Source organism: Corynebacterium diphtheriae (assembly GCF_001457455.1).
Lineage (GTDB): Bacteria > Actinomycetota > Actinomycetes > Mycobacteriales > Mycobacteriaceae > Corynebacterium > Corynebacterium diphtheriae.
Map to the genome: position 1 here is coordinate 2,023,825 of NZ_LN831026.1, position 13,572 is coordinate 2,037,396.

Genomic DNA, 13,572 nt, shown 5'->3' on the forward strand with positions numbered 1-13,572 from the left:
AAACCAGCCAGACGTTCCCAGCTGGTTTCTTTTGAGGTGCCCCTACCCTATTGTTCGGTGTACACGTTCTCGTTCAAGGATGCGACGAAGGGGAGGTCGCGGTACTTTTCTGCGTAGTCGAGGCCATAGCCAATGACGAACTCGTTGGGCAGGTCAAAGCCTATGTCGAGGCAGTCGATGGTGGTCTTTACTGCTTCTGGCTTGCGCAAGAGGGTGACAATTTCTAGGGACTTTGGTTTGCGTCCAGAGAGGTTCTTGATCAGCCATTTCAAGGTGAGGCCGGAGTCGATGATGTCTTCAACGATCACAACGTTGCAGCCTGCGACGTCTCGGTCGAGGTCTTTAAGGATTCGTACCACGCCTGACGACGACGCCGAGTTGCCGTAGGAGCTGACGGACATGAATTCGATCTGGCATGGAATGCTCAGTTTGCGCGCAAAGTCAGTGAGGAAGAACACTGCACCCTTGAGCACACAAATCAGTACCAGGTCTTCTTTTTCATCGCGGTACTTCTCAGATACGAGGTCAGCCAGTTCTTGGATGCGGTTTTGAAGTTGATCTTCGGTGATCAGTACTTCTTTCACGTCGTTACCGTAGGGGTTGGCTGGCACTGGAAGTTCCTTCGAATCGTGCATAGGGGTTTCACCTTTCATAATCAGCTAACCGAAAGTCTGCCATCTTTGCGGGTCACTTCCAACCCGTTTCCCACTGGAACGGCCTTTTGGCCGTGCCAATTGGTTATTAATGCGTCGACGGCACGCAGGTGAGCGGCGCTCACGCGCGCCCCGTAGGCTTGGAGTAGTGCTACGAGGTGGCGGCGTCGTAACGCTGGTGGCATGCCTGCTAGCTGGGCGATTCGGTCGTCGGGGGTGTCTACGTGCAAGGCGTGAGTGTCCTCGGCGATCAAGGTGGCGGCTTGTGACAATGCTGGCACTGCGTCGCCGCCAATGATGTCGGACAACAGCGGCACGACCTGGGTGCGTAGTGCTACGCGCAGGAAGTCGGTGTTGGCGTTGTGGGGGTCGTGCCAAGGTTCGATTCCGAGTTCTGCGCAGGCGGCGAGGGTGGTGGCGCGGCGAACGCCAAGCAGTGGCCGCCAGAGGTTGTCGGTGTGGATCTGCATTCCTGTGGCTTTCCCGCGTAGCGCGCCGAGCAGGAGTGTTTCGGCTTGGTCGTCGGCGGTGTGGCCGACAACGACGGGGAGGTTGCGGGAGTGGAGTGCGTGGTAACGGGCGGTTCGTGCGTTGGCTTCGAGGTTGCCCGGCGCGACGGTGACGCTGATGATTTCGGTGTGTGCTCCGAAGGTTCGGGCGTGGTGGGCTGCTTGTTGTGCTACTTCGTGGGAGCCGGGTTGGAGTCCGTGGTCTACGCAGAGGGCGTGGACGTTGTAGTCTTCGGCGCATAGTGCTGCGACGAGAGCGAGGGAATCTGCGCCGCCGGAGAGGCCGACGGTGATGTCGCGGGGTTGTACTGTGCGTACGGCGACGCGGCAGGCCATGAAGTTGGGGCTGTGGCGGGGCCAGAATTTATGCATCGCGAAGTGCTGAGGCGATGGTGTCGAGGGCTGCGCGGGCTTCGAGGATTTCGGAGCCGTTGGAGATGAGGCCGAAGCTGTAGATGTGTCCGCTTGTCGACGGCACCACGCCGACCAGCGCCGATACTCCTGTGAGGGTTCCGGTTTTGGCGCGTACCCAGCCGCGGCCGTCGAGTTCTGCGTAGCGGTCGATAAGTGTTCCGCTGCCGCCTGCGACGGGCAGGGCGAGGATGAGCGAGTGGACTTCGGGGTCGGTTACGGCCTTGGTGGCTACTTGGGTGAGTAGCGCTGGGGTGATGCGGTTGTGGAGGGAGAGCCCTGAGTTGTCTGCTACTTCGGAGGCGCCGATGGTGATGCCGTGTTCGCTGAGGATCCGCAGTGTTGCTTGTACGGGTTGGGTGGCGTCGATTTCACGGCCGATGGCTTCTGCCATCACGTTGTCGGAGTGTTGCATCATTTGGGAGATGCGTTTTTCTAGGGCTTCGGATTCTGTGGTGGCGATGACTTCGCCGGTGGCGGAGTCGGTGTAGCCCTTGGTTCCTGCGCCGAGGCGTTGTGCGAGTGCGGCAGCTACGTCGAGTCCTGGGTTGTGGCTGCGTGGTACGTCGCCTTCTTTGGCGCCGAGGCGTCCGCCGTAGAGCATGATGGGTTCGAGGGGTGCTACGTAGCCGGCGTTGACGTCGTCGGGGTCCCATCCGCCTAGTATTTTGTCGCCGCTCCATGCGGAGGTGTCTACGAGGACCGTGTTCACGCTGGGCATATTTTCTTTGATTTTGCGTGCTAGTTGGTCGAGGCGTTCGTCGGTAAGCCAGACGTCTCCTGCGGCTTTGATAACCACGGTGTGGTCGTCTTGTTTGATCACTTCGGTGGTGATGCGGTGTTCGGGGCCTAGTTCGTAGAGCGCCGCGGTGGCAGTGAGCATTTTGGTTGCCGAGGCTGGGGTCAGTGGTTTGTCGGCGTCTTTTTCTAGGATCACTTCACCGGTGGTGGCGTCGACAATTTTGCCGGCGAATCCTGCAAGCCTGGGGTCTTGTGCGAGTGCACCGACGGTGCTGCGTAGCGCCTCGTTGTTGGTTGTCCCTTTGTCTGTCAGCGCGGTGATGCCGCGAGCAGGCTCGATGGGTTTATAGGGGGCTTGGTGCGTTAAGGAAAGTTTTTGTTGTACTACGACTCCCGTTGTCACAGTGCCTGCTACCACTACTGTTGCAGCGATCGTCGCTGCCAACCACTTTGCGCCATTCATCGCAACCAGCCTACTGCTAATATCAAGCACAGTCTTATTTCTTATAGTCAATGAGGAGAATGCAATGAGCATTGAAGTCACCATCGAGATCCCTAAGGGTTCCCGCAACAAGTACGAAGTCGACCACGAGACTGGCAAGGTGTACCTCGACCGCTACCTGTTCACCCCTATGGCATACCCGCTGGATTACGGCTTCATCGACCACACTCTTGGTGAGGACGGCGACCCATTGGATGCGCTGGTCATCCTCCCTGAGCCAGTTTTCCCAGGTGTGATCGTCAAGGCTCGTCCACTGGGTGTTTTCAAGATGACCGATGAGGCTGGCGGCGACGATAAGCTGCTCTGCGTGATCGATGATCCACGTTGGGATCACCTGCAGGACATCCAGGATGTTTCTTCTTTCTTGCGCGATGAGATCGAGCATTTCTTTGTGCACTACAAGGATCTTGAGCCAAACAAGGAGGTCACTGGTTCCGGTTGGGGTGACAAGGCTGAGGCTGAGAAGATTCACGCTGAGTCCATCGAGCGTTACCAGGGCTAGTTTTTAGTCTGTACCGTTTGAGGTAATTATCGGCCTAGTGCGTTTGGCATTTTTGTCATGATGATGCCTTATGTACTGGGCCTTTTCCTCTAGGTCACATACCTATGGGGGTATCCGTGTTGCGGGGTTGCCCACTCCCCTAGGAAAACAGCTAGCATGTTCGTTATGCGTGAAGTATCAGTGACTGAGGTGCCTGCGGGCGCACAGCTTATCGACGTCCGCGAGACTGACGAGTTCGCCGTGGTGCATGCCTCTGGCGCGAAGAATATTCCTATGAGCGAGGTGACTACCCGCGTGGGTGAGATCGATTGCGACAAGGACATTTACGTCATTTGTAAAGGTGGCGGGCGCAGTGCTCGTGTCATCGAGTATTTGAATGCTCGCGATATTGATGCGATCAATGTTGCCGAGGGTACCGACGGCTGGGTTGCTGCCGGTTTGCCCACTGAGTAGTTCGTTCTTTTTCCGCGTGGCGCTGTAGGGAGTCTCCTTGCAGTGCCTTTTCCTTTTTCTAGGTTTTTATCGGCCGTGTCACCTAACCTTGGGTGTATGACCCCAGAAATTCCCGCTGACCTGCTTCATTCTCCTACGTTTCAGGCGGAGCGCATTCGTAAGTGTTTGCGCGATGGCAGCGAGGAGGTGTTGTCCAGGTATTCGGTGCGTATGCGGGAGTATTGGATTTTGGGTTTTGTAGCTGGTGTGGAGCCACCGACTCAGGTGGCAATTGCTGCCGCGCTGGGGGTGGATCCTTCCGACATGGTGCGTTTGATCGATTCGGTGGAAAGCCATGGTTGGGTGCGCAGGGAGCTCGATCCTCGGGATCGCCGTAGGCATTTGGTGCATATTACGGATTCGGGGCGCGCATTGTATGAGGAATTATCGGTGTTGGTAGCGCAGGCGGAAGCCCAAGTGTTGGCGGCTGCGGGTGATGTGACAACAGCGCAGGCGATGCTGCGTCGGTTGGCCAACCAGTTGGTTTTTGGGGTGTAGATGGTGGTTCCTGAGCAGTTTCTTCGTTCTGATAAGGCACCTCGTCCGCGTACGTTGGTGGATATTTTTCGCTCATCGGTGGCCGCCTTCCCGGAGGCTGCGGCCTTAGATTGTGGCGATGTGTTGACATATGCGGATCTTGCGGAGTTGGTCGATGATCGTGTTGCGCAGTTGCATGCTGCTGGGGTGGGTGCTGGTTGTCGGGTGGGTGTGCGGTTGCCCTCCGGGCAGCCGGATTTGTATGTGACGATTTTGGCAGTGTTGTGTGCGGGGGCGGCGTATGTGCCGGTGGATGCAGATGATCCGGATGAGCGTGCGGAGTTGGTGTTCGGGGAGGCCCACGTTAATGCGGTGTGGTCTGTTTCAGGGCTAAGGGTGACCGCTGCGCAGGCGCAGCCGCTGACCGCGGGGCCGCGTTTGGAGGATACGGCGTGGATTATTTTTACTTCCGGTTCGACGGGTAAGCCGAAGGGTGTTGCGGTGTCGCATCGCAGCGCTGCTGCTTTTGTGGATGCTGAGCGTGAGTTGTTTGTGCGCGATCAGCCGATTGGCCCTGATGATCGCGTGTTGGCGGGGTTGTCGGTGGCGTTTGATGCCTCCTGTGAGGAGATGTGGCTAGCGTGGGGGCATGGGGCGTGTTTGGTTCCAGCTCCGCGGTCGTTGGTGCGTACTGGGTTGGATTTGGGCCCGTGGTTGATTAGTCGTGATATTTCGATTGTGTCGACGGTTCCCACTCTTGCGGGCATGTGGCCTGCGGAGGCGTTGGATAATGTGCGCTTGTTGATCTTGGGCGGTGAGGCTTGTTCGGCGGAGTTGGTGGCCAGGGTGGCGTCGTCACGCCGCGAGGTGTGGAATACCTATGGTCCGACGGAGGCTACGGTGGTCACGTGTGCTGCGCGTTTGGAGGCTGGCCAACCGGTGGCGATTGGGTTGCCGCTGGCGGGGTGGGATACCGCGGTAGTAGGTGCTGATGGTCAGCCGGTGGCTATGGGGGACGTTGGCGAGCTGGTTATTGGCGGGGTGGGACTTGCTCGGTATTTGGATCCGGTGAAGGATCGGGAGAAGTTTTCGGCGGAGCTTGGCTGGGAGCGCGCGTATCGTTCGGGGGATCATGTGCGCTTGTGCGAGGACGGCTTGTATTTTGTGGGGCGTATCGACGACCAAGTCAAGATCGGTGGCCGCCGGATTGAGTTGGGCGAGGTGGAGGCTCATGTGGCTGCGTTGCCTAATGTGGCGCAGTATGCGGTGGTTGTTCGTGAAACTGCCGCTGGCGAGAAGGTGCTGGTGGCGTATGTGTCGCCGCAGGATCCGGACGTTGATATTGATACTTCTGCTTTAGATGAGTTGCCTCGGGCTATGGTGCCACGGCTTGTGGTGCTGCCGGAGATCCCGACGACTACGTCGGGTAAGGCGGATAAGAAGGCGTTGCCGTGGCCGTTGGAGTCGGCGCAGGTCACGGGCTCGGATTTCACTCCGACGCAGCAGTGGTTGGCCCAGTTGTGGGTGGATGTGTTGGGGGTTCCGGTTGGTGATGTGGATGCGGACTTTTTTGCTTTAGGTGGTACGTCGTTGGCGGCGGCTGGGGTGGTGTCGCGGATTCGGCAGAAGGCTCCCACGATGTCGGTGCGGGATTTGTATGATCATCCGCGGTTGGGGGCGTTGGCTGAGGTTGTGGAGCAGCTGCTTGGCGCGGCGGTGGCTAAGCCGCGTGAGCTGAGGCCGGTGCCGTTGGTTACGCGGGTGGTCCAGGCGGCCATTATTTGGTTGTGTGCAACTATTCGGGCGGCTAGTTGGGTGGCGTGGTTGTTGGTGATCAACAATGTTGCTGCTGGTTGGGGTGCTAGTTGGGCGCGCCCGCTGCCGTGGTTGTTTGTGGTGTTGTTCACGGTGCTGGTGGCAACGCCTGTGGGGCGGTTGCCGTTGGGGGCGTGGAGTGCGCGGCTTATCACAGCACGGATTTCGCCTGGGGATTATCCGCGCGGCGGTGTCACTCATATGCGCTTGTGGGTGGCACAGCGGCTTTTCGACGCCTTCGGTGCGGGTGATATTGCTGGCGCGACGTGGGTAAATTATTGCGCCCGTGTGTTGGGTGCCCAGGTTGGTCGTGGGGTGGATTTGCACACGCTGCCGCCGGTGACGGGCCTTTTGCGTTTGGGTGATCATTGCGCGGTGGAACCTGAGGTTGATCTTAGTGGTGTGTGGGTTGATGGCGATGTGGTCCATGTGGGTGCTATTGAGATTGCTGAGGATGTCCGCGTGGGTGCGCGTTCCACGTTGTTGCCTGGCACGGTCATTGGCGCCGGTGCTCATATTGAGGCTGGTTCAACGGTCACGGGCGCAGTGGTTAAAGCTGGTGCGCGGTGGTCGGGTTCGCCGGCGGCGAAGGTGGGGCGTTCCAAGCATCGTTTCCCCAATGCACATCCGCCGCGTAGGTCGCGCTGGGTGCCGGTGTATGGGGTGTCGTCGTTAGTGTTGGCACTGCTACCGTTGCTGGCGGTTGCTGCCGGAATGGTGGTGGTGTGGCGTTGGCAGGAGCGTACCCATACTGCGTTGTGGTGGTGGGTGCCGCTAGGCGTGGTAGCGGCCATGGGGTTGTATGCCCTGTTGGTGTTGGTGTTGGTTCGGTTGTTGGGTTGGCGGCTTTCCCCTGGAATTACGGCGGTGCGTTCGGCGCGCGGTTGGCGGGTGTGGTGCATTGAGCGCCTGCTTGACGACGCCCGCACCTACCTGTTCCCGCTGTATGCCTCGCTTATCACCCCGTGGTGGTTCCGCCTCCTAGGAGCGAAGGTAGGCAAGGATGTGGAGATTTCTACGGCGGTGATGGTACCCTCGTTATCTGAGATCCGCGACCGCGCTTTCTTGGCCGACGACACCCTCATCGGTGGCTACGAGCTCGGCGGTGGCTGGATGCGCTTGGGGCGCACGATCATTGGCAAGCGCTCTTTCGTGGGCAATTCTGGTATTGCGCTCCAAGGCCGCAAACTAGCCAAAAACTCGCTGGTGGCGGTGCTCTCGCAGGTGCCTAAAAAGGCTCGTTCTGGTTCTAACTGGTGGGGTTCACCACCAGAACGCATGCGACGCGTCACCGTGAACAGTTGCGCTGCCGCCACCAGCACCTTCTACCCCACCGTGGGCAAAAAATTCCTACGCGCCATGGTAGAAGTCCTTCGCCTAACAGCACCTATCACCAGTGGTTTCCTCTTGGCCGCAGTGCTCGTTTCCGCGCAGTGGCTTCTAGGATTTGGGGTGGTGGCCGCACTATTTGGCACCGGCCTAGCCTTGTGCGTGGCAGGAGCACTAGCCATCACGATCACCGCGGCGGTGAAATGGTGTACGGTAGGCCGTCACCGCCCAGGCAACCACCCCCTGTGGAGCTGGTTCGTCTGGCTCAACGAACTCCAAGACACCTTCGTGGAAGTCGTAGCAGCCCCTTGGTTCTTCCATCACTGCACCGGCAGCGGCCTCATCAACTCAGGTCTTCGCCTCCTCGGCGTCCGCATCGGCCCCGGCGCGTGGATCGACAGCTACTGGTTCCCCGAAACCGACCTGTGCCACGTCGGTACAGCAGCCACCGTAGGCCCTGGAACAGTCGTACAAACACACCTGTTCCACGACCGCGTGATGAGCCTCGACCACGTCCACATAGGCGCAGGTGCAACTCTTGCCGCACACTCCGTCATGCTGCCGGCCTCCCGCATCGGAGAGGCCACCACCGTAGGGCCAGGCTCACTAGTCATGCGTGGCGACGACGTCCCCGCCCACTCTCACTGGCAAGGAAACCCCATCGCCACCGCAAGTAACGATTTAAACCAGTCAATGGCAGTGTGGATGCCGACACATTAGCCACCTTGATCAACCACGGCTTACCCTGCGGGCGCTCCACCGAGAAACTAGGCTGCGTGGCATCCGGATCCTCAGCAGTTTTTACCAGCTCAGACAAAGCCTAGCGCTTGGGGTACACGTGCACGTCTTTGAGCCAGCCGTTGCCAGCAGGGTTTGTTTGTGGCGCTGCCACCAAGAACGGTTACGAACGCACCACCGCCTCTGCGCCGTTGAGCTCTTGAACGACGAGGTAGAGGGCTGGTTTGAGGTTATCGAATTTTGCCACGCCGCCTTCGGTTTTCTTAGTGACGACTTTGGTTACTTTGCCGGTTGGTGTGTCGTTTACGTCTACTTCTGGTAACTTGCGGAAATCGATCTTCGTACCATTAGCCGGCTGTCCAGTTGACAGTCCCATCAATGCATGCACGGCAATACTCGTACGTTCTGTGGCTCTTTAGCAAACACTGAGGCAAGTGTGACGTTTGATACAAAAATGTCAAAGTCGTTGCAAGCATCACCAGACGACACCCCCGTGCAGTCACACAATCCCTCAATATATTTATTTGACAAATAGTATTTTCACATTATTCTAAATCAACAAGGCATAAATAATAAATTGGATATCAGGAGGATGCATAACCCACACTACCGTCTACACACCTGAAGTATTGTCACCATGCAAGAATCAAGCGTGGTTTTAATTATTTCTAACTTAGAGTTAAGTGTGTGTAGTGTGTTTCAGCATCTAACAATCCACTCATCCTAGGCGGTTTTATGAATATACGGACAACAAAAATAGTTGCTCCACTAGTGGCGATGGCGCTGTGCACCCCAAATATTGCCATTGCTCAAGAAAATTCAAACGAAAAAACCATCAGCAGCAGCATAGACGTTAGAGACGACTTCTTGCTTACCCGAAGCATTTCCGCAATAAATAGGAATAATAATTCTAAACCCCAAGATCCTAATACAATCTATGTCAATCCCGGTGATACCATCCATGTACAACTCGATCTGAAAGGAAAAACAGACAGAGCAAATCACGGTTTTACCGGCTTTAAGGAAAAAGTCTCACCAATACAAGAATTTTCCGCTAAGTCAGGTTCGCTTACAGTTAAAAAAACTGGCTCACCTAAGCCGCAGGTGAGAACGCTAGACAACCTTCACTATGGCACTTTCGATAAAACCGGCGACCAGACAATTGAATTTACGCCAAATAAAGGATCGCTTTTTGGAGATATAGGCAACCACGTCACAATAGATTACTCATATACAGCCGGCAATCAACTAGGTAAGTACCAAACCGAGTTCCAACCTGATCCAGAGTTCGCTCGAGGCTCAAGCACGTTCGATGCAACAAAACTAAACCTTACGATTGTTGTTGAAAGTAAAGAACAACCTACACCACCAGGGCAGGGCGAACAACCTGCACCACCAGAACAGGGCGACGAACCTACGCCACCAGAACAGGGCGGACAAGATACACCACCAGATCAGGACGAACAAGTTATACCACCAAAGTCCAACAGGAGCACCGTTTTTAGCTGGCTTACCAAGACTTTAGGTGTCTTAGCGTTCTTGGGCGGTACGGTTTGGTTTATAATTAAACATATTTTCCGCCTCTAGTCTATCAATGATGCTCAGATCAGCGTTCGCGCCACAGTGCCCCCCTCGATCTGGGCATCACTTTGACTCCAAAGCTAGCGACTAATCTCCAATTAATTTATTTTAATGGACAAAATTAGCTAAGCTGATCTCCTATCATGAATGCTAGATTGGCTCTACTCCCTATATAGAAAAGTGCTAGCTTATTATGCTTTTAAGTACAATAAGCTAGCACTTCTTTTGATTCCTAAGCCCGCAGCTCAATCTACTGTTCCATTCTCCCAGCTCGATACTTTTTATTCCCCTATTCCAGACGCTAATAACACTGATGCTGGTATGGTTCTAAGCGAACAAGAATTACCGATTGGCGTGCTGAACACGCTGGTAAAAGCAAAGCGCATTGCCTATTCTTCAACGCATCCCAATGGACAGCATACTCCTACAACAGCGACCATTTTCACCCCGACTTCTCCATGGCGTGTCCTAGGGCCGCGCCCAGCGGCGTTGCTTGCCCCCGGTACCCAAGGTGCTGGTGATCAGTGCGCACCTTCTAAATTGCTCACACTAGGAGCCGAATATGAGATGCTCCCTACTACGTTATTGTTAAGCCGAGGGGGACAGTAGTTAATACCCACACCTCGGAAGTAGAAGAAAATGCCCCATTGATTTTATGGGGATATTCACAAGGTGGCGGGGCTGCCGCAGCAGCTGAGATGCATGCTACTTATGCGCCAGATGTAAATATTCGCGGAGGTTTTGCCGGTGGAGTTCCCACAGATTTGCTTTCTACCGCCCGCGTTTTAGAAGGTTCACCTTTGTTAGGAGCCTTAGGTTATGCAATTGCCGGTATGTACGAGACGCATCCAGAGACCAGGGCTCACGTAGAAGAATTGCTCAATGAGCGCGGTAACCAATGGATAGCAGATAGTAGCAAGCATTGCATTTTTGATTCTTTCCTGACTATGCCTATCCCAGATTCGCGAATAAAGAACAACGCCTCGGAAATGTTGCGCCTGATGTCCCTATGTGCAGCAAGCTCGCGATATGGTTGCTCATGTCCGCCCATTGCTTACTTCCTTCGAGCCCGCCGTGCAGTGGGCAGAATAACTAGCTATTACCGGTAAGGCTTAGTCTCCAATGCGGTCCCTGCCACGCGTAACAATCAACGGATCAGGTTCGCCAACGGCCTCATGGTCTTTGTTGGCGTACTCAAATTTGCTCAGAATATAGCGCATGGCGTTAATACGTGCGCGTTTTTTGTCGTTCGAACGGATGGTGATCCACGGTGCTTCGTCGGTGTCGGTATAGCGAAATTGTTCTTCTTTCGCACGGGTATAGTCATCCCAACGGTCGAGTGAGGCGAGGTCCATAGGCGATAGTTTCCACTGTCGCACGGGGTCGACTTGTCGGATGGCAAACCTGGTGCGTTGCTCTTTCTGCGTGACGGAGAACCAGAATTTGGTCAGTGAGATACCGGATCCCAGGATCATGTTCTCGAGCATGGGTACTTCGCGGAGGAATTCGGCGTGTTGGGATTCGGTGCAGAATCCCATGACGCGTTCCACGCCGGAGCGGTTGTACCAGGAGCGGTCGAAGAATACGATTTCGCCGGCGCATGGGAAGTGTTCGATGTAGCGCTGGAAGTACCACGAGGTGGATTCGCGTGGCGACGGCTTCTCTAGTGCCACAGTGCGGGCACCGCGAGGGTTCAGGTGTTCGTTGAAGCGCTTGATGGTGCCGCCTTTGCCGGCCGCGTCGCGACCTTCAAACAGGATGATGTGTCGCTGACCTGTGTCTTTGGTCCAGTTCTGCCACTTGAGCAACTCGATTTGGAGAGCACGCTTGGTCTTCTCATACTCGTCACGTGTCATCCGCTCTTCGTAGGGATAGCTTTCGCGCCACGTGTCGATGGGTGTTCCATCGGGGGCTAACAGCACTGGGTCATCTTCATCAGAGTCGTCAACGATGTACCCCTCTGTCGCCGCAAGGTCGATGATAGGAAGCTCGTCTTTGTGGTCAGCCATACTCTTACTTTAGTCCTTTTATCTTCTGCATCACTACAGATTGGCGCGTCACTTTGGGCATTTTTCGTGTTCGCTGCATGCATTTTTTCGAACATATTAGGCATGCTGTGTCGCTTGGTGGGGCTGCATAGCTGGTTATTCGTATGTACACTCTGGGCCGTACACCGCAAGGGGCTAGCGTTCGCCTATAGAAGATGAGCTAATATGCTTGAGTCTTTGTCTATCTTTTTTGACCAACCTTGGCGCAGATTTCTTCCACTTTCGCTCCGGTGAGTGACGACGCCACCGGCTTGATCTGCAGCTAGGTGTTGCGCTCCTGAGTGACACAATGGCTCCCTACTGTTTTCGGTAGGGAGCCATTCTTTTTAACTTCTCGCTAGAATATCCGCGATTCCGGCATGTCCGGCACTATTCACGTGCAGCGGCATGTTCCCACCACCTGCGGTGAAGTCGATGATCCCTGCGAACCATCGCTCGTGGTCGGGCGCGCACATGCCGTGGTTTGCGGCGCGGACTTTCAGATCCACAAACTCGGTTCCGGTGGCATTGGCTAGGTCAACGTTCATCCACTGTGCTGTGTCTTCCCAATAGGAAACCGACCCAAACGGAAGCTTGCGCCACTCGGCAAAGACTGGGCCGGACGGCAATACGTGGAACAAGCAGGCTCGACCGTTATCCGCGATGGGCAGATAGCCGACGATCTGAATGCGCGCGTTCGGTGCGGCGGCACGAATACGATCGATTTGGGGGCGCATGGCGTCCACGTATGCACCACGAATATGGCCTTGGTCCCAACCCTTCAGATTGTAGGCATCGTTAAAGCCTTGGGTGATCAGCACTCGACGGGTACCGGCGTTGAGGGTGCCGTCGGCAAGCGCTTGATCTACCTGGTCGAAAAACTTTGGGCCGTTGGCTACCGACGTCGCCCCTGGACATGAGTAATCTGCGATCGCGAGGCCGAGACGCTGCGCGGTTTGGTGCCCATAGTTGGTGGGGCTTTGGATGCAGTTTTTGCCAGGAATGGACGAGCCATACTGGAGTGTGCGCGCAATGCGATTACCGATGTAGGCGAACGTGGGGGAATCCGCAGCGATGGAGTCGCCAAAATTAACCAGATTGCCTTCTGCAGCCGATGCGGCTGGGGCGGAGATAATGCTTACTGCAGCAATAACACCGGCGAATACGCCGGACAGCTTTTTCATGAGAGAAACTCTATTCGAGGCAAGGTAGAGTTAAAAAGACTTATTTAAGATACACCAAAGGGCTCAGCCGGAGCTGAGCCCTTGAGCGTTAAGAAATCACAAAGTGATTACTTCCATATGCCCGCCAGGGTCTTCAGGCCCTTAGCAAGCTCGAGAATGCCGTTTTCATTGAAGACAGCATAGATGCTCTTAAAGAAGGCTTGAATGACAGTGAATGCGATTTCAAAGGAAGAAGACATATTTTTAATCCTTAACTAGTAGTTAACCTAGATTACTTGACATGAATAAGAGGGGAAGAGGTTACTACATCCGAAGAAGCTTGAACGATGAGCTTCAGGCTCTTGTAGATGTCTCCAAGATCGAATTTAGCAAGACCGCTGATTACCTTAGCCCAGCCATCCCAAGTGTCAATGAAGTTAGAAAGGTGAGTGGTGATAGAACCCATAGTGTTCTCCTATAAAGAGAGTCTGGTAGCTAACCAGAACCGGTTTTGGAAATTTCACAGACCCCCTCGCGCGAGGAAGTCCTGCCGACTCCCTCGCGGAAGCCCTGCGAACTATTAAAGCACACGCCGCATAGCTTTTAAACCGTTCTTACAAAGTTTTTATTAG

The 13,572-nt window shown here is 55.3% G+C and carries 16 protein-coding genes; 7 read left to right on the top strand and 9 right to left on the bottom strand.

Annotated features, from left to right (window positions below; genetic code table 11):
• Positions 1-47: 47 nt before the first annotated feature.
• From hpt to dacB, 3 genes are read right to left on the bottom strand one after another with little or no spacing between them, the layout of a single operon-like run.
• Positions 48-635 carry a hypoxanthine phosphoribosyltransferase gene (gene hpt, locus AT687_RS09715; protein WP_014308708.1) on the bottom strand — a complete coding sequence of 196 codons (588 nt, stop codon included), beginning with the start codon at positions 633-635 and terminating at the stop codon, positions 48-50.
• Positions 636-655: 20 nt separating this feature from the next.
• Complete coding sequence (gene tilS, locus AT687_RS09720) at positions 656-1,534, bottom strand: tRNA lysidine(34) synthetase TilS (RefSeq protein WP_014319349.1); 879 nt, start codon at positions 1,532-1,534, stop codon at positions 656-658.
• Positions 1,527-2,807, bottom strand: coding sequence for a D-alanyl-D-alanine carboxypeptidase/D-alanyl-D-alanine endopeptidase (gene dacB, locus AT687_RS09725; RefSeq protein ID WP_014319350.1), 1,281 nt, complete (start codon positions 2,805-2,807; stop codon positions 1,527-1,529). Before dacB ends, tilS begins: the two co-directional genes overlap by 8 nt.
• A 34-nt stretch (positions 2,808-2,841) precedes the next feature.
• Here dacB and AT687_RS09730 point away from each other — a divergent pair, with 34 nt between their 5' ends.
• The 4 genes from AT687_RS09730 to AT687_RS09745 all read left to right on the top strand — a co-directional run bounded on the left by AT687_RS09730 (position 2,842) and on the right by AT687_RS09745 (position 8,151).
• On the top strand, positions 2,842-3,318 hold the full coding sequence (locus tag AT687_RS09730) for an inorganic diphosphatase (RefSeq protein ID WP_003852922.1): 477 nt from the start codon (positions 2,842-2,844) through the stop codon (positions 3,316-3,318).
• Between the two features lie 156 nt (positions 3,319-3,474).
• Positions 3,475-3,771 (top strand): rhodanese-like domain-containing protein, encoded by a 297-nt coding sequence (locus AT687_RS09735; RefSeq protein ID WP_014319351.1) that lies wholly within the window; start codon positions 3,475-3,477, stop codon positions 3,769-3,771.
• Between the two features lie 75 nt (positions 3,772-3,846).
• A complete protein-coding gene (locus AT687_RS09740; RefSeq protein WP_014319352.1) occupies positions 3,847-4,308 on the top strand; it encodes a MarR family winged helix-turn-helix transcriptional regulator in 462 nt (153 codons plus the stop codon).
• A complete protein-coding gene (locus AT687_RS09745; RefSeq protein WP_014319353.1) occupies positions 4,309-8,151 on the top strand; it encodes a Pls/PosA family non-ribosomal peptide synthetase in 3,843 nt (1,280 codons plus the stop codon). It abuts the gene before it with no gap.
• A 100-nt stretch (positions 8,152-8,251) separates the two neighbouring features.
• Here the strand turns inward: AT687_RS09745 and AT687_RS13345 are convergent, their stop codons facing one another.
• A complete protein-coding gene (locus tag AT687_RS13345) occupies positions 8,252-8,323 on the bottom strand; it encodes a hypothetical protein (protein ID WP_269146787.1) in 72 nt (23 codons plus the stop codon).
• Positions 8,324-8,332: 9 nt separating this feature from the next.
• Complete coding sequence (locus AT687_RS13350) at positions 8,333-8,557, bottom strand: hypothetical protein (protein WP_016830282.1); 225 nt, start codon at positions 8,555-8,557, stop codon at positions 8,333-8,335.
• Between the two features lie 347 nt (positions 8,558-8,904).
• On the opposite strand from AT687_RS13350, the gene AT687_RS09755 reads away from it, so the two are divergent.
• From AT687_RS09755 to AT687_RS13170, 3 genes are all read left to right on the top strand, one after another.
• Entirely contained in the window at positions 8,905-9,756 is an 852-nt protein-coding gene (locus AT687_RS09755; RefSeq protein WP_014319354.1) for a hypothetical protein, read from the top strand.
• 174 nt (positions 9,757-9,930) lie between these two features.
• Entirely contained in the window at positions 9,931-10,359 is a 429-nt protein-coding gene (locus AT687_RS13165) for a hypothetical protein (RefSeq protein ID WP_016830281.1), read from the top strand.
• A 38-nt stretch (positions 10,360-10,397) separates the two neighbouring features.
• Complete coding sequence (locus AT687_RS13170; protein ID WP_014319355.1) at positions 10,398-10,859, top strand: lipase family protein; 462 nt, start codon at positions 10,398-10,400, stop codon at positions 10,857-10,859.
• 3 nt (positions 10,860-10,862) lie between these two features.
• Here AT687_RS13170 and ppk2 read toward each other — a convergent pair whose 3' ends face one another.
• The 4 genes from ppk2 to AT687_RS12665 form a co-directional block, all read right to left on the bottom strand.
• Positions 10,863-11,759 carry a polyphosphate kinase 2 gene (gene ppk2, locus AT687_RS09765; protein ID WP_014319356.1) on the bottom strand — a complete coding sequence of 299 codons (897 nt, stop codon included), beginning with the start codon at positions 11,757-11,759 and terminating at the stop codon, positions 10,863-10,865.
• A 365-nt stretch (positions 11,760-12,124) separates the two neighbouring features.
• Positions 12,125-12,961, bottom strand: coding sequence for an SGNH/GDSL hydrolase family protein (locus AT687_RS09770; RefSeq protein WP_014319357.1), 837 nt, complete (start codon positions 12,959-12,961; stop codon positions 12,125-12,127).
• A gap of 107 nt (positions 12,962-13,068) precedes the next feature.
• Entirely contained in the window at positions 13,069-13,200 is a 132-nt protein-coding gene (locus AT687_RS13315) for a hypothetical protein (RefSeq protein WP_014319358.1), read from the bottom strand.
• 32 nt (positions 13,201-13,232) lie between these two features.
• On the bottom strand, positions 13,233-13,406 hold the full coding sequence (locus AT687_RS12665; RefSeq protein WP_021335201.1) for a hypothetical protein: 174 nt from the start codon (positions 13,404-13,406) through the stop codon (positions 13,233-13,235).
• Positions 13,407-13,572 lie beyond the last annotated feature (166 nt).

Coding starts and splice junctions, on each gene's coding strand:
- hpt (WP_014308708.1), bottom strand. CDS start 635: ATGCACGATTCGAAGGAACTTCCAGTGCCAGCCAACCCCTACGGTAAC.
- AT687_RS13315 (WP_014319358.1), bottom strand. CDS start 13,200: ATGTCTTCTTCCTTTGAAATCGCATTCACTGTCATTCAAGCCTTCTTT.
- AT687_RS09730 (WP_003852922.1), top strand. CDS start 2,842: ATGAGCATTGAAGTCACCATCGAGATCCCTAAGGGTTCCCGCAACAAG.
- AT687_RS09735 (WP_014319351.1), top strand. CDS start 3,475: ATGTTCGTTATGCGTGAAGTATCAGTGACTGAGGTGCCTGCGGGCGCA.
- ppk2 (WP_014319356.1), bottom strand. CDS start 11,759: ATGGCTGACCACAAAGACGAGCTTCCTATCATCGACCTTGCGGCGACA.
- tilS (WP_014319349.1), bottom strand. CDS start 1,534: ATGCATAAATTCTGGCCCCGCCACAGCCCCAACTTCATGGCCTGCCGC.
- AT687_RS09745 (WP_014319353.1), top strand. CDS start 4,309: ATGGTGGTTCCTGAGCAGTTTCTTCGTTCTGATAAGGCACCTCGTCCG.
- AT687_RS09770 (WP_014319357.1), bottom strand. CDS start 12,961: ATGAAAAAGCTGTCCGGCGTATTCGCCGGTGTTATTGCTGCAGTAAGC.
- AT687_RS09755 (WP_014319354.1), top strand. CDS start 8,905: ATGAATATACGGACAACAAAAATAGTTGCTCCACTAGTGGCGATGGCG.
- AT687_RS12665 (WP_021335201.1), bottom strand. CDS start 13,406: ATGGGTTCTATCACCACTCACCTTTCTAACTTCATTGACACTTGGGAT.